The organism is Eoetvoesiella caeni (assembly GCF_003315175.1).
Classification (GTDB): domain Bacteria; phylum Pseudomonadota; class Gammaproteobacteria; order Burkholderiales; family Burkholderiaceae_B; genus Eoetvoesia; species Eoetvoesia caeni.
In genome coordinates this window covers 48,016-71,468 of sequence record NZ_QNRQ01000009.1, presented here as the reverse complement: position 1 = coordinate 71,468, position 23,453 = coordinate 48,016, and the positions used below count along the sequence as shown (strand labels likewise).

The window sequence follows — 23,453 nt, the reverse complement described above, 5'->3', positions numbered from 1 at the left end:
TGCCGCAGGGGCGCCGCAGCGCCCCGTTCGGCAAAGCTGTTTACTCGGGCATGATGGCGGTGTCGCCCAATTGTTCAGAATATGCGGCGCAAAAGTTTTCGACCTGCCGTACGATGACATCGACGTCGTCGCTGATGGTAAGCATCTCGAGGGAATTGGCGTCGATGTAACAATTGGTGGTCAGTTGCTCTTTGATCCAGTCGATCAGGCCGCTCCAGAACTGGACGCCCACCAAAATGACCGGAGCCGGCGGAACCTTGCGGGTTTGGATCAGCGTCATGACTTCGAATAGCTCGTCCAGGGTGCCGAAGCCGCCGGGCAGGGCGATGTATGCGGCGCTGTGCATGAAAAAAGTAGCTTTGCGCGACACGAAGTATTCGAAGTGCAGGCTATGGGTCTGGTAAAGATTGGGTTTTTTCTCGTGTGCCAGTTTTATGTTCAGGCCGATGCTGGTGCCGCCCGCGTTGTAGGCGCCTTTGTTGGCGGCTTCCATAATGCCGGGGCCGCCGCCCGCGATGACGGGCAGGCCGGCCTGGGCCAGGCGCCTGCCGAGTTGTTCGCTAAGGGCATAATAGGGCGAATCCACGGGGGTGCGGGCGCTGCCGAAAATGCTGACCCCCCAGCCGATTTCCTGCAGGGTCTGCGCAGCGATTTGCATCTCTGACATAATCACGGGAATCTGCTGGTGTGCCGGCGTACGAACTACTTTGCTTATTGTCATGAAAAAAACCTTGTTGCTTGTTGATGGATCCAGCTATTTATATCGGGCGTTTCATGCCCTGCCGGATCTTAGAAATGCCAAGGGCGAGCCTACCGGCGCTCTGTACGGCGTCATTGCCATGTTACGTAGACTGGTCCAGGATTACAAGGCAGATTATGCCGCCTGCGTTTTCGACGCCAAGGGCTCTACATTTCGTGACGATATTTATCCTTTGTATAAGGGAGACCGGCCTTCCATGCCGCCCGAGTTGGCGGCCCAAATCGAGCCCATACACCGCGCCGTGGCGGCAATGGGTTGGCGGGTGCTCAGCGTCAGCGGCGTCGAGGCCGACGACGTCATCGGCACGCTCGCCTTGCAGGCAAGCCGGGCCGGCATGCGCACCATTATTTCGACCGGCGACAAGGACCTGGCGCAATTGGTCAACGAAGACGTCGAGCTGGTCAACACCATGTCGGGCGACCGCCAGGACATAGAAGGCGTAGTGCGCAAGTTTGGCGTGCGTCCCGAACAAATCGTCGATTTCCTTATGCTGACCGGCGACAACGTCGACAACATTCCGGGCGTGCCCAAGGTGGGGGCAAAGACGGCGGCCAAATGGCTCAATGAATACCAAACCCTGGATAACCTGATCGCCAATGCCGAAGCCATAAAAGGCGTGGTCGGCAATAATCTGCGCGAAACGATTCCCAATTTCGAGCTTACCCGCAAGCTGGTCACCATCAAGACCGATTGCGAGATCCCTTTCCTTGCTGCCGATTTGTCCGACCTCGTGCCCGCTGAAACCGACCGCGAAGCCCTGCTCAAGCTGTATGACGAGTACGGCTTTCGCACATGGCTGCGCGAACTGAGCGGGGACGCCGAAGCCGTGCCCAGCCAGGACAGCAGGGTGGCCGCCGAGGCGCCCCCGGCCCCCGTCGAAGTCGCTTACGAAACCGTGCAGGACTGGCCCGCATTCGAGCGTTGGCTGACCAGGTTGGAAACGGCCGAATTGGTGGCGCTCGACACCGAGACCACATCGCTGGACCCCATGCAGGCGCGCCTGGTGGGCCTGTCCTTGTCGGTAGAGCCCGGGGTGGCATGCTATATCCCGATGGCGCATCGCGGCCCCGACAGGCCGGTGCAATTGCCCAAGCAAGAAGTGCTTGAGCGCCTGCGCCCCTGGCTGGAAAATCCGGCCGCAGCCAAGCTGCTGCATAACGCCAAGTATGACGCGCATATCCTGCTGAACGAGGGCGTCGCTTTGGCCGGCATTACCGAAGACACCATGCTGCAGGCCTATGTGTTGGAGTCGCATCGCAGGGTCGGCTTGCAGGAACTGGGGGAGCGCTGGCTGGCACGTACCGGCACCACCTACGAAGACCTGTGCGGCAAGGGCGCCAAGCAAATCTGCTTTGACGAAGTCGAGCTCGAGAAAGCCGGTTATTACGCCAGCGAAGATGCAGACTTCACTTTGCAGCTGCACAATGTGCTCCGGCCCAAAGTGGCGGCAGAGCCGGGGCTGGAAGCTATCTATCAATTGGAAATCAAGACTTCGGCGGTACTGACCACCATCGAACACAACGGGGTCCGCATCGACGCCCAGGCGCTGGCGCGCCAAAGCCACGAGCTGGGCCAGGAAATGCTAAGGCTCGAGCAAAAGGCGCACGAGCTGGCCGGGCAGCCGTTCAATCTGAATTCGCCCAAGCAGGTGGGAGAAATCCTTTTCCAACGCTTGCAACTTCCGGTGGTGCGCAAGACAGCCAGCGGCGCGCCCTCGACAGACGAAGATGTGCTTAGCCGGTTGGCCGCAGACTACCCCTTGCCGCAAGTCTTGCTTGATTACCGCGGCCTGGCCAAGCTCAAGTCCACCTATACCGACAAGCTGCCCAAGATGATAGACCCCGATACGGGGCGCGTGCATACCCGCTATGCGCAGGCCGCCGTCATCACGGGGCGGCTGGCCTCGTCCGACCCCAATTTGCAGAATATCCCCGTGCGCACCGCGGAAGGGCGCAGGGTGCGCATGGCATTTGTTGCCGACCAGGGCAAGATTGTTTCCGCCGACTATTCCCAGATCGAGCTGCGCGTCATGGCGCATGTGTCGGGCGACGCAAATTTGCAAAGCGCGTTCGAGCATGGCGAGGACGTGCACAGGGCAACGGCCTCGGAAGTCTTCGGCGTTGCGCTGGCAGACGTCACATCCGAGCAGCGGCGTTTTGCCAAGACCATCAACTTTGGTCTTATCTACGGCATGGGCGAGTTCGGGCTGGCGACCAGCCTGGGCATCACCCGCGACGCGGCCCGCTCGTACATAGACCGCTACTTTGCGCGCTACCCTGGCGTTGCGGCTTATATGGAGCAGACTAAAATCAAGGCGCGCGAACTTGGCTATGTAGAAACAGTGTTCGGGCGGCGCCTGTGGCTGCCCGACATTCGCGGCGCCAAGGGGCCGCGCCTGGCCGGCGCCGAGCGTGCGGCCATCAACGCGCCCATGCAGGGCACGGCCGCCGATTTAATCAAGATGGCCATGGTGGCGGTTCAAGAGTGGCTTCAGGAGCGCAAGCTCAAGACCTTGCTGGTCATGCAGGTACACGACGAACTGGTGCTGGATGCGCCCCGCGCCGAGGTCGAAGAAGTCGTCGCGTGCCTGCCCGGGCTGATGTGCAATGTTGCGCAGTTGGCCGTGCCGCTGGTGGCCGAGGTCGGAGCCGGGGACAACTGGGAACAGGCGCATTGATAAACGCGGTATTACATCAGGAGATAACATGTCTTTTTCATCTACAACAGGGCAGGCCGACACTACCATTCATACGCCGGTCGATGGCCTGGAGCAGGGCGAGTTCGACTTGATGACCTTCGACGGTACGATCAAGGCCTATTATGCGGCTCCGGCGGGGCGCATCAACGTGCCCGTCATCCTGGTCGTACAAGAAATCTTCGGCGTGCACGAGCATATCCGCGACGTCTGCCGGCGCTTTGCCAAAGAAGGCTATCTGGCTGTTTCCGCCGAACTGTATCAGCGTCAAGGCGATCCATCGCAATATACCGAGATTCCCGAACTGGTAGCCAACATCGTTTCCAAGGTGCCCGACGAACAGGTCATGGCCGATCTTGACGCATGTGTGCGCTGGGCGGCGGCGCGCGGCGCCAATGTCGCGCATTTGGGCGTTACCGGATTTTGCTGGGGCGGGCGCCTTACCTGGATGTATGCGGCCTACAACCCGGCCTGCAAGGCTGCTGTGGCCTGGTACGGCAAGCTGGCCACGGGACACGGCCCTTTGCAGAAGCAAAACCCCGTGGACGTCGGCGGGTCGGTGCATGCGCCCGTACTGGGCTTGTATGGCGGGCAGGATGCCAGCATTCCGCAAGAGGACGTGCGCAGAATGGAAGGCGTTCTGGCGCAGGGCAACGAGGCGGCCAAGGCCTCGAAAATAGTGGTGTACCCGCAAGCCGGCCACGCCTTTTTTGCGGACTACCGGCCCAGCTACCGGGCCGACGACGCCAAGGATGGATGGGGCAAGGCGCTGGAGTGGTTCCGCACCTATCTGTAATTCAGAAAACCAGCTGCCCTGCGGTAGTTACCGCCGCGCAGCCGGCCGGCTGCGACCGTGAAACCGGCCTCCGATGTTCTTCTTACAGGCGCTGGGCGGCTTGCAAGGCCTGGATGCGGGCCTGGATAGGCGGGTGGGTGGCGAACAGCGCGCTGACCGCTCCGCCGCCCGAGATGCCCGAGGCTTCGAACGATTTGGGCAGCTCGCCGGGCTGCAATCCGCCCAGGCGGGCCAGCGCCCGTATCATCGGGTCGCGCGCGCCCATAAGGCGGGCCGATCCCGCATCGGCGCGGTATTCGCGCTGGCGTGAGAACCAGGCCACGATTATCGAGGCAATGATGCCAAAGACAATTTCACACGCAATGACTGTAATGTAATAGCCCATGCCTATGCCTTCCCGATCGTTCTTCAGCACTACCCGGTCAACGAAGTAGCCTACCACGCGTGCAAGAAAAACGACGAAGGTATTGACCACGCCCTGGATCAGGGTAAGGGTGATCATGTCGCCATTGGCCACGTGGGCCACTTCGTGTGCCAGAACGGCGGCCACTTCTTCTTCAGTCATGCTTTCCAGCAAGCCGGTCGAGACGGCCACCAGGGCGTTATTCTTGAAGGCGCCGGTGGCAAATGCGTTGGGCTCGCCCTGGTAAATGGCGACTTCGGGGTGACCGATGCCGGCACGGTCGGCCAACTGGTGTACGGTATCGACCAGCCAGGCCTCGCGCGCATTGCCCGGCGCCTGCGGGTCGATGACGTGCGCGCCGGTGCTGCGCTTGGCCATCCATTTGCTTATCAGCAAAGAAATGATCGAGCCGGTAAAGCCCACCAGAGCTGAAAATATCAATAACTGGGTCAGGTCCAGGCCATTGGCGGTAAGGTAGCGGCCCACGCCCAGCACGCTCATGGTGACGCTAAGCACGACCATGACGGCGATATTGGTAAGCAGAAATAAGAAGATTCGTTTCATTTTTGTGGTTCCCCGGCGAACTTTGATTAGTGTTCTACGACTGCTTATATGGGGATATAGTTCCGCTCTTAAAGAGGCATAGGGCAAACAGGCGTTTGGGCAGAGTATAGTAATGCCTTTCTTGGCTTTCCGGCTTGGGCCTGGTGCTTCATGCAGTCTTTATGGATGTTGTTGGCAAGTGCCATGTTTGCGATCATGGGGGCGTGCATTAAAACGGCGGCCGACTACGGCGCCTCATTGCCGCAAATTGTGCTGTTTCGCGGCATGCCTTCGGTGCTGCTGCTCTATGCCTGGGCCACGTATACGCAGCGGCGTATACCCCCCAAAAGCTGGAAGCTGCATATCCGGCGTAATCTCTCTGGTATTACCGCCATGTGGCTGGGGTTTTATGCGTTATCGCACCTGCCGCTATCCACAGCCATCAGTCTTAACTACACCTCGCCGCTATTCATTGCCGTGGGGTTGATTCTTTGGGGCGGCGCCGGCCGCGACCCGTTGCGGGTCCTGGCTGTTGCGGTCGGCTTTTTGGGCGTGGTCGGCGTGCTGCGCCCCAGCATCGAGCACGAGCACTTTTTTGCGGCCATGTTCGGGTTGGCCGGCGGGGCCATGGGCGCGGTAGCCATGATGCAAGTGCGCGAGCTCGGCCGTGTGGGCGAAGCGGAATGGCGCACGGTGCTTATTTTTTCCGGTTTTGTGTGTCTGAGCAGCCTGGGCGGACTGGCTTTCGAGGGCTGGCACGAACTGAAGGGTCCCGGCTGGCTGGCGCTGGTCGGCCTGGGCGTCTCGGGCATGGTGGGGCAACTGGCCATGACCCGCGCTTTCGGCCTGGGCTCGGCCTTGTTGACGGCTGCGCTGCAGTACTCGACCATTATATTTGCAGCCTTGCTGGGCATTGTGTTTTGGGGCGACCATCCAGACGCGGTCGCCTGGACGGGAATGGCCTTCATCATTGCGTCGGGCCTGCTGTCGACCTGGCGCACTTTTGCCGCCGGCAGGGCGAAGACTTAACGATCCTTCGAGCATATCGCCGGGCTTGATGAGAACTTAGCGCTCGGGTAGGCTTGTTCATGGGATTCCGAAACCTGGAAATCAAGGAGAAATGCCGTGTTCGATTTATTGATTAGCGCCCCTCAGTTGCAAGAAGGCCTTCAGTCGCCGGGTTGGCTGGTTTTTGATGTGCGCCACGATCTGGCCGACCACGAGGCCGGGCGCCGCGCCTACGAACAGGGGCATGTGCCCGGGGCCATCTATCTCGACCACGAGCGCCAGTTGGCCGCGCCCAAAACCGGCCGTAACGGCCGCCATCCTTTGCCCGAGCCTGGCCAGTTCGCCGCCTTGATGAAACTGCAGGGTTTGACGCCGGCAACGCAAGTCGTCGTCTACGACGGCGGCAACAGTATGTTCGCTGCTCATTTATGGTGGATGCTGCATTGGCTCGGTCACGAAAGATCCGCAGTTCTGGACGGCGGTTGGCCGGCCTGGCTGGACGCCGGCGGCGCGGTCGAGACCAAAGTGAATGTGGGGTCACTGACCGAGGCCCGCGCTTTAGAAGCCCTGGACTACGGTTCGGCCCCTGCGATGCCGACGGCGGATGCCGCCGCCGTGCTGGCGAATCTGGATGCGCCCGCGTTTACGGTGCTGGACGCCCGGGCGGCCAATCGCTTTCGCGGCGAAGTCGAACCCATGGATCCTGTGGCGGGGCATATACCGGGCGCGCTGAATCGCCCCAACTCCCTGAACGTACAGTCCGATGGGCGGTTCAAGCCGGCCGCTGCCTTGCGCGCCGAATTCGAGGCTGTGCTGGGCGGGCGCGACCCTTCCCTGGTTGTGCATCAATGCGGTTCGGGCATTACGGCTTGCCACAACCTGTTTGCCATGGAGCTTGCTGGCCTGAAAGGGTCGGCGTTGTATCCGGGCTCATGGAGCGAATGGTGCAGCGACCCCAGCCGGCCGGTAGCAAAAGGAAGTGAATGAGGAACGCGAATCAGGCGCCCTTCATCATGCGCCAATACCACGAATGAAAATGCAGCATGCCATCTTCCATGGGCGACTGATAAGGCCCTGATTCGTTGACCCCGCGCAGCATCAGGGCCTTGCGGCCCGCGTCCATGCGTTCTGCGATTTCATCGTCTTCGATGGCGGTTTCCATATACGCGGCGCGCTGGGCCTGAACGAACTCCCGTTCGAAGGCGGCGATTTCTTCCGGGTAATAAAACTCGACGACGTTCACGGTTTTTTGCGGACTGACGGGGTACAGCGTAGATAGAACCGCCACATGCGGATAAAGCTCGATCATGTGGGTAGGAAAATACGTAACCCAGATAGCGCCGAAATCGGGCTCCTGCCCGTCGCGGTAGTCCAGCAGACGCTCGTGCCATTGCCGGTAGATGTCGCTGCCGGGCTGGTTCAGCGCATTATGTATGCCCACACGCTGCAGGCTGTAGCTGTCGGACATTTCCCAGCTAAGGTCGTCGCAGCTTACAAAGCGGCCCAGTCCCGGATGAAACGGGCCGACGTGGTAATCCTCGAGATAAACCTCGATAAAGGTTTTCCAGTTGTAGTTGCACTCGTGGATTTCCACGTGGTCCAGCACATAGTCGGAGAAATCGAACTCGGGACGCTTGAACAGCGCCGCCAAGTCGCGCGCCGGATCGCGCGGGCCTTCAAACAGCAGCCCATGGCAGTTCTTCAGTGTGAACCTTTGCAGGCTGGTGCAGGGCGTTTGCGGGAACTGCGGCGCGCCCAGCAGCTGGCCTTGCTTGCTGTAGGTCCATCGATGCACGGGGCAAACGATGTTTCCGCCTGTGCTGCGCAGATTTCCGCGGCCGACCGGGGGACCGTCGCCGGAGTTGGCGAACCCCAGCATGGTGGCTTGCCGGTGGCGGCATACGTTGGACAGCAGCTCGACCCCTTCAGGGTTGCGAACCAGAACCCGCCCGGCGTTTTCGTGCGCAAGCACACGCCAGTCGCCGACTTCGGGGACGAGCTTTTCGTGGCCCACGTAAAGGGCGGAGTTCTTGAAAATAAGAGCTTGTTCTCGTGCAAATGTCGTTTCGTCGAAATAACTATCGACAGACAATTGCGCGTGCGCCAGCGCAAAGTGCGCTTCCCGACCAATGTCGGTCATGGATTCCCCCTCGCCTGGATGAAACCGGGCTTACAACCAATTGGCTCTCGGTGCGAAGAAAAACGGCCTGGCCGATGAAAAATAAAGACAATGATTGTACCTTAGGAATGCCCAGGTCAAGGCGTCGGGGCCCGGCGGAGTCAAAATCGGGGAGACGGTCCAGGGCGACTCGGTTTATTCCTTAAAAAACAAGGCCTGCCAGCCGCGATTGGGGGCTGCAGCCTGCATCTCGTACAATCTGATTTAGCTATTGAAATCAGGACGGCATTTGCCGGCCGTATTTTGGGACACACCACGACAATGGTCGACAAACAAGACGCCGGCGGCAAGAAGGCAAGCCCTTCCGGGGCCGGCAACGAGAACGGCGCGCAGGCGCTACCTCAGGACTTTGAAACCGCCCTGGCCCAGCTGGAAGCGCTGGTTGCCCAGATGGAAGGCGGTTCGCTGCCGCTGGAGCAGTCGCTTGCCGCGTATGAAAAAGGCGTCGAACTGGCCAGAATTTGCCAGAATTTGCTCGATTCCGCCGAACAGCAGGTAAAAGTGCTGCAAGGCAATCTGCTGAAGCCTTTGGCCGACGCGCCCCCAGGCGACGAGGTCTAGGCATGGGCGGTCAACAGCAGAACTTTTCGTCATGGCTTACAGAAAGGGCGCAGCATGCCGAAACCGTGCTTGAACGTTTCCTGCCCGAGGCGGGCCTGCAGCCCGAGCGGCTGCACCAGGCCATGCGGTATGCTGTGCTGGGCGCCGGCAAGCGGGTCCGGGCCGCGCTGGTCTATGCGGCGGGCGAGGCATCGGTCGGGTCGGGCGGCGTGCTGTCTCCGGCCCAGTGCATTGCGCTGGACCATGCTGCTGCCGCGGTCGAACTGATCCACGCCTATTCCCTGGTGCACGACGATTTGCCTTGCATGGACGACGATGCCTTGCGGCGCGGCCGGCCTACCGTGCATGTGCAATTCGACGAGGCGACGGCCATGCTGGCGGGCGACGCCCTGCAACCGCTGGCATTCGAATTGCTGGCGCAGATGCCGATTGCCCCGGCGCTTATCGTTCAGGCCACCGAGGTCCTGGCACGCGCGGCGGGCAGCCTGGGCATGGCCGGCGGCCAGGCTATCGATTGCGCCAGTGTTGGGCTGGCTTTGTCGCAAGAGCAGTTGCAGATCATGCACGGCATGAAAACGGGCGCTATGTTGCAGGCCAGCGTGGTGCTGGGCGGCATAGTGGCCGGCGCCAGTTCGCCGACGCGGACCGCGCTTGAATCTTATGCCGAGGCTGTGGGCCTTGCGTTCCAGGTTGTGGACGACATCCTTGACGTTACATCCGATACCTCGGTCTTGGGCAAGACGGCCGGTAAAGACGCCGCCGACAATAAGCCCACATTTGTTTCCTTGCTGGGTCTGGAAGGGTCGCGTGAACTGCTGGTGGTCTTGCGCCAAGAGGCTCAGACCGCGCTGCTGCCTTTGGGCCAGGCCGCCGGGCGGCTGCTGGAAGTGGCCGACTTCATCGTCGGGCGCGATCGCTAGGCCGCGTTCCAAGGGGGCCGGCCTTGCCCGCCGCAAAGAATTTTTACGCCTGGGTCTAAAATAGCTAGTTCAGCCGGGCGCCGATCGTTTTGTTGTCTTTACCCGGTTCGGCTGTTAATTGGGCAAGGCCTTTATTATTACTTGTATGACCACTGTCTCACTCGACCAAATCAATTCTCCGGCGCAGGTGCGCGCGCTGACTCCGCGCCAGCTTAAAGAGCTGGCCGGGCAGTTGCGCGAATTCGTCCTGCAATCCGTGTCGAAAACCGGCGGACACTTGTCGTCCAATCTGGGCACGGTCGAACTGACAATCGCGCTGCACTATGTGTTCAATACGCCGGACGACCGCATTGTCTGGGACGTCGGGCATCAGTCGTATCCGCATAAAATCCTGACCGGCCGGCGTGAAGCCATGGCGCATTTGCGTCAGCAGGGCGGGATTTCAGGCTTTCCCAAGCGTAGTGAGTCCGAATACGACGCCTTTGGCACGGCGCATTCGTCGACCTCGATTTCCGCGGTCCTGGGCATGGCGGTTGCATCGCGCAACCTGGGGCTGGATCGCCAGCACATTGCGGTCATCGGCGATGGCGCCATGACGGCGGGGATGGCGTTCGAGGCCTTGAACAATGCCGGTGTCACCCCTGACGTCAATGTGCTGGTGGTGCTGAACGACAACGACATGTCGATTTCGCCGCCCGTGGGCGCGCTCAATCATTATCTGGCCCGCCTGATGTCGGGGCGCTTTTACGCCACGGCCAAAAACGTGGGGCGCGCCGTGCTGCAGCATGTACCACCGGTGCTCGAACTTGCCCGGCGCTTCGAAGGCCATGCCAAGGGCATGGTCTCGCCGGCGACCTTGTTCGAAGAACTGGGCTTCAACTATGTCGGGCCTATCGACGGCCACGACCTGGACGCCCTGGTGCCCACGCTTGAAAATCTGCGCGCCTTGGGCGGGCTGCAATTTTTGCATGTGGTTACAAAGAAAGGGCAGGGGTACAAACTGGCCGAGGCCGATCCGGTCTTGTATCACGGGCCAGGCAAGTTCGACCCATCGGTCGGCATCCAGAAGCCCTCGGCGCCGTCCAAACAAACGTTTACCCAGGTATTCGGACGCTGGCTGTGCGATATGGCGCAGACCGACGAACATTTGGTTGCCGTAACCCCGGCCATGCGCGAGGGCAGCGGCATGGTCGAATTCCATAAACAGTTTCCGCACCGCTATTTCGACGCGGGCATTGCCGAGCAGCATGCCGTGACGTTTGCCGCAGGCATGGCCTGCGAAGGCCTCAAGCCGGTCGTTGCCATCTATTCCACGTTCTTGCAGCGCGGCTACGATCAGCTTGTGCATGATGTTGCCCTGCAAAACCTAGACGTTACGTTCGCCCTGGACCGGGCGGGGCTGGTGGGGGCCGACGGAGCAACCCACGCCGGTAATTACGACATTGCTTTTTTGCGTTGCATCCCCAATATGGTGATAGCCGCGCCTTCTGACGAGAACGAAGCCCGCTTGCTGCTGACTACCTGTTATCAGTACCCAGGCCCGGCCTCGGTGCGCTATCCGCGCGGCGCCGGTTGCGGCGCCGAGGTCTCGGCAGGCCTTGAAGCCGTGGCTATCGGCAAAGGGCGTGTGTTGCGCGAAGGGAGCCGCATAGCCATCCTGGGCTTTGGTACGCTGGTTCCCGAAGCGCTCAAGGCAGCGCAGTCGCTTGACGCTACAATGGTCGACATGCGTTTTGTAAAGCCGATCGACGAACAACTGCTGCGGCAATTGGCGCAAACCCACGACGCATTTGTTACGATTGAAGAGGGTTCTATCATGGGCGGGGCGGGTAGCGCGGTGCTGGAATACTTCAGTTCCCAGGAACTGGCTTGCGCGGTGCTGCAACTGGGCTTGCCCGACCGCTTCATCGACCATGGCGAACAGGCGGCCTTGCTCAAGTCACTGGGGCTGGATGCCCTCGGTATTGAAAGTGCCGTTCGAGCACGCTTTCCGGCGGTCCAGGTGCATGGCAAGTGCGCCTGACAGCCTTATTACACGACCTGTTGCGGGAATTATTCGCCGGGTCCTTGCATCACATTACTGAGTAGCTTTTTTAGTCCACGCCTGGAAGTATTCGGGCACATTCAGGTTGAATTATGAATTCCTTGATTGATTCGGTCGCCGTCATGCCCGACGTGCAAAGTAGTGCGGACACCCGCCATATGCCAATCCAGCGGGTCGGTGTGCGCGGCGTGCGCCACCCCATGCTGATTGCCGCCGCGGGCGGCCCCGCCTTGCCCACCGTGGCTACCTGGGAACTGACCGTGGCGTTGCCGGCGCACGAAAAAGGCACGCATATGTCGCGTTTCGTGGCCTTGCTAGAGCAATACCGCGTGCAGGCCATGACCCCGGCGCTGTTTTGCGACATGGCGCAAGCCATGCTGCCCTTGCTCAATGCACAGCAGGGCGACATGAGCGCGTCGTTCCCTTATTTCGTCAATAAGGCGGCGCCGGTATCCGGCGTGCAAAGCCTGATGGATTACGAAGTCAAATGGACGGCCAGGGCCAACGCCGATGCCACCGAATTCGAACTGGGACTGTTGGTGCCGGTAACCAGCCTGTGCCCGTGCTCCAAGGCTATCTCGAACTATGGCGCGCACAATCAGCGCTCGCACGTAACCGTAAATGTCGTGTTCAACGACGTGGCGGGCATTGACGTCGACGCTCTTATCGGCATGATCGAACAGCAGGCCTCCTGCGAACTATGGGGCCTGCTCAAGCGCCCCGACGAAAAATACGTCACAGAACGCGCATACGAAAACCCCAAGTTTGTCGAAGACCTGGTCCGCGATGTGGCCGTGCGGGTCAAGGCCGTGGCGGGCGTGCAACGCTTTCGGGTCGAAGCCGAAAACTTCGAGTCCATCCATAATCACTCGGCCTACGCCGTTGTCGAAGGCTGAAAGCCGCCCGCCTTTGCGCCCATGACCCAAGGGCGGCCATAGCCCGGCGTCTTCAAGGCCCGGTCCAATTACGGGCCAGGCCCTGTCGCCAAGCCATTTCGGGGGCTAATGGCGTTGAGCCTGGCGTGGGTCCTGGAGCGGGGACTTGGCCGCGGAAGCCATTTTTTCGGGCAATAACCGGCCCGACGTGTTATTATTAGCGGTTTCTTGCTCGACTCGCGCCATAAAAAGGCGTTGGGCGGGCTGTCCCTTTTGGGGCCGGCGGCATTTGCGGTTTGATTCGCGTTATATGCCAAGGCGCCAAAAGATTTCCTCAAGGAGTGTAGTTCATGCGTCACTACGAAGTAGTGTTTATTGTGCATCCCGATCAAAGCGAGCAAGTGCCCGCCATGACCGAGCGCTATCAATCGCTGGTTACCGGCAACGGCGGCCAGGTGCATCGTCTGGAAGACTGGGGCCGCCGCCAACTGGCTTACCCAATTCAAAAACTGGTCAAGGCCCATTACGTGTGCCTCAACATCGAGTGCAACCAGGCTACCCTGGACGAACTCGAGCATCTGTTCCGCTACAACGACGCAGTGCTGCGCCATCTGGTCATCAAGACCAAGAAGGCCGACACCACGCCATCCGTGATGATGAAGTCGGTCGAGCGCGAAGAAGCTCGCAAGACCAGCACTGAAGCTGTCGCGGCCAACACCGACAACAGCGACAACGCCGAGTAAGCGCCGGTTTCCCGGATCCAAGGCATGAATCAGCTTGCATTGAGGGCGGAAGCGATCGAGGTCAAACCGTTAAGGTATACCCCGGCCGGCCTGCCAGCACTTGAAATGCTGCTGAACCACGAATCCGAGGTGATCGAGGCCGGAGTGGCCCGACGCGTCGAGTTCACGATTCCTGCCATTGCCCTGGGAGACATCGCTTTGTTGCTGGTCGACACCCCCTTGGGTGCGTCGCTGTCGATAGAAGGGTTTATAGCCCCTGTCCGGAAAGGCGCAAGCAAGCTGGTGCTGCATATGCAGCAGGCGAAACGGATTTTTGCCGGAGGCGCAAGCGCCACCGTTTAGCAAGCCCGTTGGTAAATTCAGATTGCGCGAGCCCTTAACCCACTCGATGCATGGTACATACAGCGGGGGATATCCCCCAACTTAAAGAGTAAAGAGGCACATTATGGCTTTCTTCAAAAAAGGCAAAGAAAAACGCAAGTTCACTCAACAGAATCCGCTGTTCAAGCGCCGCAAGTTCTGCCGCTTCACGGCAGCCGGCGTCGAGCAGATCGACTACAAGGATCTGGATACTTTGCGTGATTTCATCCAGGAAAACGGCAAGATCATTCCTGCACGTCTGACCGGCACCAAGGCTCATTATCAGCGTCAGCTCGACACAGCTATCAAGCGTGCGCGCTTCCTGGCTCTGTTGCCTTACACCGATAACCATAACTAATTCCGAGGCCTATCGTCATGCAAGTCATTCTGCTTGAAAAAGTCGTCAATTTGGGTAATCTTGGCGAAGTCGTGCGCGTTCGCGACGGCTACGCCCGCAATTACCTGATCCCCCAAAAAATCGCCCGCCGTGCTACCGATGCAGCTCTCAAAGAGTTTGAAGCACGCCGCGCCGAAATCGAAAAGCAGCAAGCTGAAAAGCTGGCCGCCGCGCAAACCGCCGGCGACAAGCTTAACGGCTTTACCCTGAAGCTCAGCCAGAAGGCTGGCGTGGACGGCCGCTTGTTCGGTTCCGTCACTACCATGGACATTGCCGCCGCTCTGGTCAAAGAAGGTTTTGATTCAGTCGTCAAGTCGCATATCCGCTTGCCTGACGGCGCCATCAAGGCCGTTGGCGAGTTCCCCGTGCAAGTTGCCTTGCATGCGGACGTAGTGTCCGACATCAACGTGGTTGTCGTGGGCGAGATGGCTTAAAGGCTGTCCGGCGGCGTGGTACATTGCTAGTTCCTGGCCGTGTTCCACGTCCCGCTATAAAAAAAGCCCCCACGCGTCACCGCTGCGCGGTTCGCTGCCCCCCGAGGGGGCGCTTTTTATCTCGGGGCGCCCATCAGTAAAAAAATGCCGGCACTTGCCGGCATTTTTTATTTTGCTAGACTGGCGGTCCATACGGGCCGCAAGGCGGTCTATTTTGTCTTATACAGCAGGTTCTCAGGGGTACTCATTTTGGACAACAAACAACTATCCGGCGACTCACAACTGGATTATTTGCGTGTTCCTCCGCACTCCATAGAAGCCGAGCAGTCCGTGCTTGGCGGCTTGCTGCTCGACAATGCCGCTTGGGACCGTATTTCCGATGTCCTGGGCGAAGAGGACTTCTACCGCTTCGACCACAAGATCATTTGGCAGCATATTACCCGCCTCATCGGGCTGGCGCGTCCGGCCGACGTGGTAACCGTGAACGAATCGCTTTCCACCGGCGGCAAGGCCGACGAAGTAGGGGGGCTGGCCTATCTGAATGCCCTGGCCCACAACACGCCCTCGGCCGCCAACATCCGACGCTATGCCGAAATCGTGCGCGAGCGCTCCATGCTGCGCAAGCTGGTTTCGGTAGCCGATGAAATTTCAGCCGCCGCATTCAACCCCAAGGGCAAGGAAGCGCGGCAGTTGCTCGACGAGGCGGAATCGCTGGTCTTCCAGATCGCGCAGGAAGGCTCGCGCGGCGTGTCGGGTTTCCAGGACATCCAGCCGCTGCTGACCCAGGTCGTCGAGCGCATCGACGAGCTTTATCACCGCGAAGGCGATTCCGATATTACCGGCGTGCCTACCGGCTTTACCGATCTGGACCGCATGACCTCGGGCTTGCAGGCCGGCGACCTGGTCATTGTGGCCGGGCGTCCGTCCATGGGTAAAACCTCGTTCTCCATGAATATCGGCGAGCATGTGGCGATTGAACAAGGCTTGCCGGTTGCGGTGTTCTCCATGGAAATGGGCGCGGTGCAACTGGCCATGCGGATGGTAGGTTCGGTGGGCATGCTGGACCAGCACCGCATGCGTACCGGCAAGCTGACGGCCGACGATTGGCCGCGGCTGACGCACGCCGTCCAGCAGGTGCAGGAAGCGCAAATTTATATCGACGAGACACCCGCGCTAAGCTCGATGGAAGTGCGTGCGCGCTCGCGCCGGCTGGCGCGCCAATGCGGCCAGTTGGGGTTGATCATTATCGACTACATGCAGCTCATGTCGGCGAACTCTTCCGGCGAGAACCGGGCAACTGAAATCTCCGAGATCAGCCGTTCGCTCAAAGGCTTGGCCAAAGAGCTCAATTGCCCGTTGATTGCCCTGTCGCAGCTTAACCGCAGTCTCGAGCAGCGTCCCAACAAGCGCCCCGTCATGAGCGACCTGCGCGAGTCGGGCGCTATCGAACAAGACGCCGACCTGATTCTTTTCATTTATCGCGACGAAGTCTATAACCCCGATTCGCCTGATAAAGGCACGGCCGAGATCATCATCGGCAAGCAGCGTAACGGCCCGATCGGCAGCGTGCGCCTTACCTTCCAGGGCGCCAGTACCCGTTTCTTGAACTTCTCGTCGGGCATGGGCGGCGGCATGTAGCTGCGTTTGGGCGCGTCCGGCGGTTCAGGCCGCCTCAGGCGTCATGGTCATGGCAAGTTCGTACGCCGCTCGCAGCGAACTGGGGTCCGCAATGCCCTGGCCCGCAATATTGAATGCCGTGCCATGATCGACGCTGGTGCGTACAAACGGCAGTCCGACCGTTACATTGACGCCCTGGTCCACGCCAAGGTACTTGACCGGGATCAGCCCCTGGTCGTGGTACTGGGCTACCACGATATCGAATTCCCCCTGTCGCGCCCGCATGAATATGGTATCGCCCGGCCATGGTCCGCTGGCGTCCATGCCTTGCGCACGGGCTTGCTCGATGGCCGGCGTTATCACTTCGATCTCTTCGCGGCCGAAGCGGCCACTTTCCCCCGCATGCGGGTTCAGCCCCGCCACCGCGATGCGCGGCTGGGCGATGCCGGCCTGCCGGCAGGCCGTATGAGCCAGGCGTATGGTGTTCAGCTCGGCGTCCGGGGTAATGAGCGCGCTTACCTGCGCAAGCGCTACATGGATGGTGACCAGGATGACGCGTAGTTCGGGATTGGCCAGCATCATGGCGTAGTGCTTCGTGTTGCTGCGTTCGGCCAGGATCTCGGTGTGGCCGGGGTAGTCGATGCCGCCCGCCTGCATGGCCTCTTTGTTCAGGGGGGCGGTAACGATGGCGCGCAACTGCATGCTTTGCGCATCGTCGATGGCATGGCACAGGTATTCGTAGGCGCCCCGGCCGGCCAGTGGGTTGAGTCGCCCCAAGGGCAAGTCGGCGGGCAACGGCTCCCAGCGGTTCAATACCTGGATCAGCCCCGGCTCAGCGCTGGCCGCGCGGGGTGAATCGATCTGGGCGGCCTTGAACCGATCGCCTAGCTGCAGGCGCTGGATCGCAGCGTCCAGGATGCCGGCGTCGCCATATACCACTGCAGTGCCGGGCAGCCCCGCGGCAAACAGCTTGACGATGATTTCAGGGCCGATGCCCGCAGCATCGCCCATGGTGATGCCGACAGGTTGGGGGTTGGAGGCTGAGCTTGGATTCATGATGGCAACCGGACGACTGGCTCGAAGAAGAAACGCCCGGGACGAGGTCCCGGGCGGCATGGACGCGGCAGCGGGTTATAGCGCTTCGCTGGCGTAGTCGGCCAGGCGCGAGCGCTCGCCGCGTTGCAGGGTTATGTGGCCGGCGTGCGGCCATCCCTTGAAGCGGTCCACTACGTAAGTCAGCCCCGAACTGCCTTCGGTCAGGTAGGGCGTGTCGATTTGGGCAATATTGCCCAGGCATACGATTTTGGTGCCGGGGCCGGCCCGGGTGACCAGGGTTTTCATTTGCTTGGGCGTGAGGTTTTGCGCCTCGTCAATAATAAGGAACTTGTTCAGGAAAGTGCGGCCGCGCATGAAGTTCAAGGACTTGACCTTGATGCGCGAACGTATGATTTCCATGGTTGGGCTTTTGCCCCATTCCTGGCCGCCGTTGGCCGATGGCATGGCCTCGTTGTTGCCGGTGCCCAGGTGCAGCACTTCCAGGTTGTCCTCCAGGGCACCCATCCAGGGCAGCATTTTTTCTTCTTCGGTACCCGGCAAGAAGCCGATATCGTCGCCCACCGGCACGGTGGCGCGGGTGATGATGATTTCGGTATAGCGCTTGGTCTCCAGGGTTTGCGTCAGCGCCGCGGCCAGGGCCAGCAGCGTCTTGCCGGTACCGGCCTGGCCCAGCAGCGAGACGAAGTCGCAGTCCGGGTTCATCAGCAGATTCAGGGCGAAGTTCTGTTCGCGGTTGCGTGCCGTGATGCCCCAGACGTTGTTTTTGCCGTGGCTGTAGTCGCGCAAGGTGGCAAGCACCGCGCTTTTGCCGGTGACTTCCTTGACCTGGGCATACAGGGGGAGTTCGCCTTCGAAATAGACGAACTCATTGACGATGAATTCCGAGCATAAGGGCCCGGTAACGCGGTAATACGTTGTACCGCCTTGCTGCCAGGATTCTACGTCCTTGCCATGCTTGGCCCAGAAGTTTTCAGGCAGGGGCATGACGCCGTCGTACAGCAGGTCCGAGTCGTCAAGGACATGGTCGTTGAAATAATCTTCTGCGTGCAGGCCCAGCGACAGCGCCTTGAGGCGCATATTGATGTCTTTGGAAACCAGGATGATCTGTCGCTTGGGCAAGGTTTCCTGCAGGGCATGGACGACATTCAGGATGATGTTGTCGGCCTTGCCGTGCGGCAGTTCGATGGGAAGCTGGGAATGCAGCGCCGTGGTCTGGAAGTGCAAGGAGCCCAGGGCTTCCACATTGCCCAGGGCGTCAAGCTCCAGGCCGTTTTGCACCGCGACGGAAGCGCCTACCAGCCCGTCCAGCGAACGGCTGACCTGGCGCGCGTTGCGAGCGACTTCCGACATGCCCTTTTTTTGGTGGTCCAGCTCTTCAAGCACAATCATGGGCAAGAAGATATCGTGCTCTTCGAACTTGAACAGTGAATTGGAGTCGTGCAGCAAGACATTGGTGTCCAGCACGAACAGCTTGCGCCGGGCCACCGGCAGGCGGGCTTTCTTTTTGGGGCGCGCACCGCTGACCACTGAAAGGCGGGGCGATTCGGCCGCCGGGGTCGGAGCGGCCGCGGCAGGGACTACTTGCTTTGCCGCCGGCGTTTTCGGGGCGGGAACTGCTTCACGGGCACGTTCGGCACGGTATTGCGCGTCATCGGCGCGAACAAGGGTTCCCATGCGTGCGGGCAGCTTTGGTAGCGGCATATGGTTTGTGCTCCTGTGCGTATGTTGAGTCGCTGCGAATGAAGGATGGGCTGGCCCGGAACTTACTCGGCGTGGTCGTGCAAGGCTTGCAAGACAGCCTGCACATGGCCGGGCACGCGCAGCTTGCGCCATTCCTGGACCAGCTTGCCTTCAGGGTCGATCAAGAAAGTGCTGCGTTCGATCCCTCTTACCTGTTTACCGTACATGTTTTTCATTTTGATGACGTCAAAGAGCGTACATAAAGTTTCTTCGGGGTCCGCGATAAGCGGGAAGGGCAATTCCTGCTTCTCGGCAAAGCCGATGTGCGATTTGAGCGAATCGCGCGACACGCCAATAACCGTGCATTCCGCCGCCAGGAAATCCTTGTAGTTATCGCGAGAATCCTGCGCTTCGGTCGTGCAGCCGGGGGTATTGTCCTTGGGGTAGAAATACAACACGGCCCAGCGGCCTTTGAGCGCCTGCGGGCTGACCTCGCCCTGGGTGCTGTGGGCGGTGAAGTCGGGGATGGGTTGTCCAACGGAAACTAAGCTCATGGTTTACGGCTCCAGCGGCAAAAGGGCGGCGACCACGCGGCGCCCCTCGGCCATCAAAATATTGTAGGTACGGGCGGCGGCCTGCGTGCTCATGGCTTCGACGCCGATGCCCAGGTCCAGCAGGCCCTGTGCTATGTCGCGAGCCAGGAATCGTTGTGTGCGGCCGGTGCCGATAAGAACGACTTCGGGGGCATCGGCCGGCTTGCCGGCAGGTGCGCCGTCCAGAAATGCCATGGGATCGGCCTTGGCCTGCCCCAGGCCGGCGGCCTGGCGCAGCAGCTCGGCGGTGATGTCTTCGGGTTTTTGAACGTCCCAGCGCTGGATACTGCCTTCCGGGCTGAAAAACACCGCGTACTTGAACGTAACGGCGTTGATTTCAATGTAATCCTGACCGTAGGCGGTCACGGTGTTCATGGCTGGATTCGATTCGGCTTGTAGTTGCACTGAAAAACTCCTGAAGTCGGTTTGATGATAGCGCAATTCCTGCCATCGTTTAAACTACTGGGTTAATTGCCTACCTCCATCCTCCCAAGGATCCATGATGACCAGCTTTCCCCGCATCGAGCGCTTGCCCCCTTATGTTTTCAACATCACAGGCGAGCTCAAAATGGCGGCGCGGCGGCGTGGCGAGGACATCATCGATATGTCCATGGGCAACCCGGACGGCCCTACGCCCAAGCACATCGTCGACAAGCTCATCGAGGTCGCCAGCCGGCCCGATACGCACGGTTATTCAGTGTCCAAGGGTATTCCGCGCCTGCGCAAGGCCATTTCGGGCTGGTACGAGCGGCGCTACGGGGTCAAGATCGATCCCGACACCGAAGCCATAGTCACCATAGGGTCCAAAGAAGGGCTGGCACACCTCATGCTGGCTACGCTGGACCGCGGCGATACCGTCCTGGTGCCCAATCCCAGTTATCCCATTCATATTTACGGCGCGGTCATTGCCGGGGCCAACATCCGTTCGGTCCCAATGGTGCCGGGCCTGGATTTCTTCGAGGAAATCGAGCGCGCGGTGCGCGAAAGTATTCCCAAGCCCAAGATGATGATCCTGGGCTTTCCCAGCAATCCCACGGCGCAGTGTGTCGAACTGTCGTTTTTCGAGCGCGTCGTGGCGCTGGCCAAAGAGCACAACATCCTGGTCGTGCACGACCTGGCCTATGCCGATATCACCTTCGACGGCTATGTGGCGCCGTCCATCATGCAAGTGGAGGGCGCCCGCGACGTCGCGGTGGAGTTCTTCACCATGAGCAAAAGCTATAACATGGCCGGATGGCGCATCGGCTTCATGGTGGGCAACCGCGAACTGGTCAATGCCCTGGCGCGCATCAAAAGCTATCACGACTATGGCACCTTTACGCCCATCCAGGTTGCGGCCATTGCCGCCCTGGAAGGCCCCCAGGAAGGCGTCGCCAAGGTGGTCGAGCAGTACCGCAACCGGCGCGATGTGCTGGCCAAGGGGCTGCATGAAGCCGGCTGGATGGTCGACATCCCCAAGGCCTCCATGTACATCTGGGCGAAAATCCCCGAGCCCTACCTGAAGATGGGCTCGCTGGAGTTCGCCAAGAAGGTGCTGGACGAAGCCAAGGTGGCCGTTTCGCCCGGCATCGGTTTTGGCGAGTACGGCGATGCCTATGTCCGTTTCGCCCTGATCGAAAACGAGCAGCGCACCCGACAGGCGGTGCGCGGCATCAAAGAGATGTTCCGCAAAGATGGCTTGATCAAGCAGAGCGCTTGAAGATATTGGCGAAAATAGTGCGTCCCCTCTATACTTCTTCATAGATTGTCCGTTAGTCGCCTGCGCCGTAAACGAAGAAAAACGAGGTGTCCCCATGTATGATGACTTGAACGAGTCGCTGCTGTTCATTCTTTTCGGAACACGCAGCCCTTTTTGGCAGCTGTCGGCCGATAGCGACGCCTTGCAGCTTGAAGGCGTCAAGGGAACGGCAAACATGGTCGTGGCCCTGCCGCCCGAGCAGGCCGAGCAGATCCGCGCCTTCACAGGCGTTACATCGCATCTGGACGTCGACGTAAACCTGTACGGAGAGCACCAGAAGCTAAGTCTGGTCGGCAAGAAGAACGGCAGCGCCAGCTGGTCCGGAACGGCTTCGGACTACATGGATACGCCGGCAGTGGCCAAAGACCTGACCCATGGCCTGGAATTTGCCGAACAAGTCATCTCGGAAGTCAATTCTCTGGTCGTCATCATCGACCACAACAGCAATATTCTGCGCTTCAACAAGCTGTGCGAAGAAGTCACCGGCCTGCGCGAGCAGGACGTCATCGGCAAGAACGCGCACTCCTTCATGCCCCCGGCCGAGCAAGGCCCGTCGCGCGCCAATATCCACAATTTTTTCCAGACCTCGTCGTCATACGAAGTCGAGCGCGAGATCAACACGCTTAACGGAGTCCGCAAGATTCTTTGGCGCAACAAGTTCGTGCATAGCGGCAGCGGTCCCAACGAACGCTATCTGGTCTGCTCGGGCACCGACGTAACCGAAGAGCGCAAAGCGCAGGCACGCCTGCTCGAGCTTGCCACCGTCGACATGCTGACGCGCCTGCCGAACCGCCACGCCATCTACGAAAAAATCGAGCTCTACCTCGAAGAATCCAAGCAGTTCGGCATCCTGTTCCTGGACCTGGACAACTTCAAGCAGGTCAACGACCATTACGGGCACCTGGTCGGAGACCGGCTGATTCAGGCCGTGGCGCTGACCTTGCGCGATTGCATGCGGCAGGGCGAGACCGTAGGCCGGCTGGGCGGCGACGAATTCCTGGTCCTCATTGAGAACACCACGGGTCCTTTGCTTGAAGAAATGGCTCAGCGCATTACCGAGCGCCTGAAGGCGCCTATCAATCTGGGCCTGATCGAAGTCTATACCGGTTGTTCGATCGGCATAGCAATGTGCCCCCAACACGGCGACACGCTGGAACGGCTCATCCGCAGCGCCGATACCGCCATGTATGTGGCCAAAGACGCCGGCAAGCGCACGTATCGCGTTTTTTCCTCCGAAATGGTCGACAAGGCCGCCGAGCAGGTGTGGCTGGACAGCAATTTGCGCAAGGCTTTGGTGGCCACCGACCAACTAAGCCTTTATTACCAGCCCAAGATTTGCCTGAAAACCGGTGTGGTACGCAGCGTCGAGGCCCTGGTACGGTGGGATTCGCCCGAGCGCGGCAGGTTGTCGCCCATGCAGTTCATTCCCTATGCCGAAGAGTCCGGCCTGATCGTTCCATTGGGCAAATGGGTTATGCAGACCGCGGCAAAACAGGCGGCGCAGTGGCAGGCCCAGGGGCTGGACATCCGCATTGCAGTCAACCTGTCGGCCCGCCAATTGTGCGACTCGACCATAGTCCAGGATTTTGCCGACGCATTGCGCCAGGCCGGCCTGATACGCTGCCTCATCGACCTGGAGCTTACCGAAAGCTGCCTGATCGACGAAACGCTGGCGCATGCTCTTATCCTGCAGTTCCGCACCATGGGCGCCCAGGTGCACCTGGACGACTTCGGTACGGGCTATTCTTCTTTGTCCAAGCTGGCGCGCCTGCCGCTGGACAGCATCAAGCTCGACCAAAGCTTTATCAGCTCCATCAACGAAGACCTGACCTCGCAGGCGGTCGTGCGGTCCATGGTTGCCGTTGCGCAGCAGCTTAATATCCAGGTGGTCGCCGAAGGCGTCGAAGTCGAGGACCAGGCCGACTTTCTCAAAAGCATCGATGTCGATTCGGCACAGGGCTATTTGTATGCCAAGCCCATGCCGGTCAAAGAGTTCGAAGACTGGCTGACCAACCGCAAGAAGCTGCGCCTGGTCGCCTAGGCGCTATCGT

At 60.1% G+C, this 23,453-nt stretch carries 22 protein-coding genes; 15 read left to right on the top strand and 7 right to left on the bottom strand.

The annotated features are described in order from the left end of the window. Positions 1-40: 40 nt before the first annotated feature. Positions 41-721: an LOG family protein gene (locus tag DFR37_RS15495; RefSeq protein ID WP_113934194.1), complete on the bottom strand. Its 681-nt coding sequence runs from the start codon at positions 719-721 to the stop codon at positions 41-43. Here DFR37_RS15495 and polA point away from each other — a divergent pair. Both polA and DFR37_RS15485 read left to right on the top strand, forming a co-directional pair. Beyond that, on the top strand, positions 720-3,437 hold the full coding sequence (polA, locus tag DFR37_RS15490) for a DNA polymerase I (RefSeq protein WP_113934193.1): 2,718 nt from the start codon (positions 720-722) through the stop codon (positions 3,435-3,437). The two genes, DFR37_RS15495 and polA, sit on opposite strands and share 2 nt — an antisense overlap. 28 nt (positions 3,438-3,465) lie before the next feature. After that, on the top strand, positions 3,466-4,251 hold the full coding sequence (locus tag DFR37_RS15485; protein ID WP_113934192.1) for a dienelactone hydrolase family protein: 786 nt from the start codon (positions 3,466-3,468) through the stop codon (positions 4,249-4,251). A gap of 82 nt (positions 4,252-4,333) precedes the next feature. Here the strand turns inward: DFR37_RS15485 and htpX are convergent, their stop codons facing one another. Then, a complete protein-coding gene (gene htpX / locus DFR37_RS15480) occupies positions 4,334-5,218 on the bottom strand; it encodes a protease HtpX (RefSeq protein ID WP_113934191.1) in 885 nt (294 codons plus the stop codon). Between the two features lie 165 nt (positions 5,219-5,383). Here htpX and DFR37_RS15475 point away from each other — a divergent pair, with 165 nt between their 5' ends. Beyond that, complete coding sequence (locus DFR37_RS15475; RefSeq protein WP_180148073.1) at positions 5,384-6,226, top strand: DMT family transporter; 843 nt, start codon at positions 5,384-5,386, stop codon at positions 6,224-6,226. 96 nt (positions 6,227-6,322) lie between these two features. After that, positions 6,323-7,192 (top strand): sulfurtransferase, encoded by an 870-nt coding sequence (locus tag DFR37_RS15470; RefSeq protein WP_113934189.1) that lies wholly within the window; start codon positions 6,323-6,325, stop codon positions 7,190-7,192. 10 nt (positions 7,193-7,202) lie between these two features. Here DFR37_RS15470 and DFR37_RS15465 read toward each other — a convergent pair whose 3' ends face one another. Further along, positions 7,203-8,345 carry an aromatic ring-hydroxylating oxygenase subunit alpha gene (locus tag DFR37_RS15465; RefSeq protein WP_113934188.1) on the bottom strand — a complete coding sequence of 381 codons (1,143 nt, stop codon included), beginning with the start codon at positions 8,343-8,345 and terminating at the stop codon, positions 7,203-7,205. A 300-nt stretch (positions 8,346-8,645) separates the two neighbouring features. Between DFR37_RS15465 and DFR37_RS15460 the strand changes: the two genes are divergently transcribed. The 9 genes from DFR37_RS15460 (at position 8,646) to DFR37_RS15420 (ending at position 16,356) form a co-directional block, all read left to right on the top strand. Further along, positions 8,646-8,945, top strand: a complete 300-nt coding sequence (locus tag DFR37_RS15460; RefSeq protein WP_113934187.1) for an exodeoxyribonuclease VII small subunit — start codon at positions 8,646-8,648, stop codon at positions 8,943-8,945. Positions 8,946-8,947: 2 nt separating this feature from the next. Continuing rightward, positions 8,948-9,865 carry a polyprenyl synthetase family protein gene (locus DFR37_RS15455; protein WP_113934186.1) on the top strand — a complete coding sequence of 306 codons (918 nt, stop codon included), beginning with the start codon at positions 8,948-8,950 and terminating at the stop codon, positions 9,863-9,865. A 145-nt stretch (positions 9,866-10,010) separates the two neighbouring features. Beyond that, positions 10,011-11,888, top strand: a complete 1,878-nt coding sequence (gene dxs / locus DFR37_RS15450) for a 1-deoxy-D-xylulose-5-phosphate synthase (RefSeq protein WP_113934185.1) — start codon at positions 10,011-10,013, stop codon at positions 11,886-11,888. A 113-nt stretch (positions 11,889-12,001) separates the two neighbouring features. Further along, the gene (folE2, locus tag DFR37_RS15445; RefSeq protein ID WP_113934184.1) at positions 12,002-12,805 is read left to right on the top strand and encodes a GTP cyclohydrolase FolE2; all 804 of its coding nucleotides are present in this window, start codon (positions 12,002-12,004) and stop codon (positions 12,803-12,805) included. A 329-nt stretch (positions 12,806-13,134) separates the two neighbouring features. Then, positions 13,135-13,527, top strand: a complete 393-nt coding sequence (gene rpsF / locus DFR37_RS15440; protein WP_113934183.1) for a 30S ribosomal protein S6 — start codon at positions 13,135-13,137, stop codon at positions 13,525-13,527. A 24-nt stretch (positions 13,528-13,551) separates the two neighbouring features. After that, positions 13,552-13,869 (top strand): primosomal replication protein N, encoded by a 318-nt coding sequence (priB, locus tag DFR37_RS15435; protein ID WP_113934182.1) that lies wholly within the window; start codon positions 13,552-13,554, stop codon positions 13,867-13,869. 103 nt (positions 13,870-13,972) lie between these two features. Further along, positions 13,973-14,245, top strand: coding sequence for a 30S ribosomal protein S18 (gene rpsR, locus DFR37_RS15430; RefSeq protein ID WP_113934181.1), 273 nt, complete (start codon positions 13,973-13,975; stop codon positions 14,243-14,245). Between the two features lie 17 nt (positions 14,246-14,262). Then, positions 14,263-14,718 (top strand): 50S ribosomal protein L9, encoded by a 456-nt coding sequence (gene rplI / locus DFR37_RS15425; protein ID WP_113934180.1) that lies wholly within the window; start codon positions 14,263-14,265, stop codon positions 14,716-14,718. A 246-nt stretch (positions 14,719-14,964) separates the two neighbouring features. Further along, the gene (locus tag DFR37_RS15420; RefSeq protein WP_379881354.1) at positions 14,965-16,356 is read left to right on the top strand and encodes a replicative DNA helicase; all 1,392 of its coding nucleotides are present in this window, start codon (positions 14,965-14,967) and stop codon (positions 16,354-16,356) included. A gap of 24 nt (positions 16,357-16,380) precedes the next feature. On the opposite strand, the gene pdxA is transcribed toward DFR37_RS15420, so the two are convergent. The 4 genes from pdxA to DFR37_RS15400 form a co-directional block, all read right to left on the bottom strand. Continuing rightward, complete coding sequence (pdxA, locus tag DFR37_RS15415) at positions 16,381-17,391, bottom strand: 4-hydroxythreonine-4-phosphate dehydrogenase PdxA (protein ID WP_113934179.1); 1,011 nt, start codon at positions 17,389-17,391, stop codon at positions 16,381-16,383. Between the two features lie 75 nt (positions 17,392-17,466). Next, on the bottom strand, positions 17,467-19,092 hold the full coding sequence (locus DFR37_RS15410; RefSeq protein ID WP_113934178.1) for a PhoH family protein: 1,626 nt from the start codon (positions 19,090-19,092) through the stop codon (positions 17,467-17,469). Between the two features lie 62 nt (positions 19,093-19,154). Further along, on the bottom strand, positions 19,155-19,625 hold the full coding sequence (locus DFR37_RS15405; RefSeq protein WP_113934177.1) for a peroxiredoxin: 471 nt from the start codon (positions 19,623-19,625) through the stop codon (positions 19,155-19,157). A 3-nt stretch (positions 19,626-19,628) separates the two neighbouring features. Beyond that, the gene (locus tag DFR37_RS15400) at positions 19,629-20,069 is read right to left on the bottom strand and encodes an Mth938-like domain-containing protein (RefSeq protein WP_379881346.1); all 441 of its coding nucleotides are present in this window, start codon (positions 20,067-20,069) and stop codon (positions 19,629-19,631) included. Between the two features lie 97 nt (positions 20,070-20,166). On the opposite strand from DFR37_RS15400, the gene alaC reads away from it, so the two are divergent. Further along, positions 20,167-21,363 (top strand): alanine transaminase, encoded by a 1,197-nt coding sequence (gene alaC / locus DFR37_RS15395; RefSeq protein WP_113934176.1) that lies wholly within the window; start codon positions 20,167-20,169, stop codon positions 21,361-21,363. 94 nt (positions 21,364-21,457) lie between these two features. After that, a complete protein-coding gene (gene pdeR / locus DFR37_RS15390) occupies positions 21,458-23,443 on the top strand; it encodes a cyclic di-GMP phosphodiesterase (protein WP_113934175.1) in 1,986 nt (661 codons plus the stop codon). The last annotated feature ends 10 nt before the right edge of the window (positions 23,444-23,453 follow it).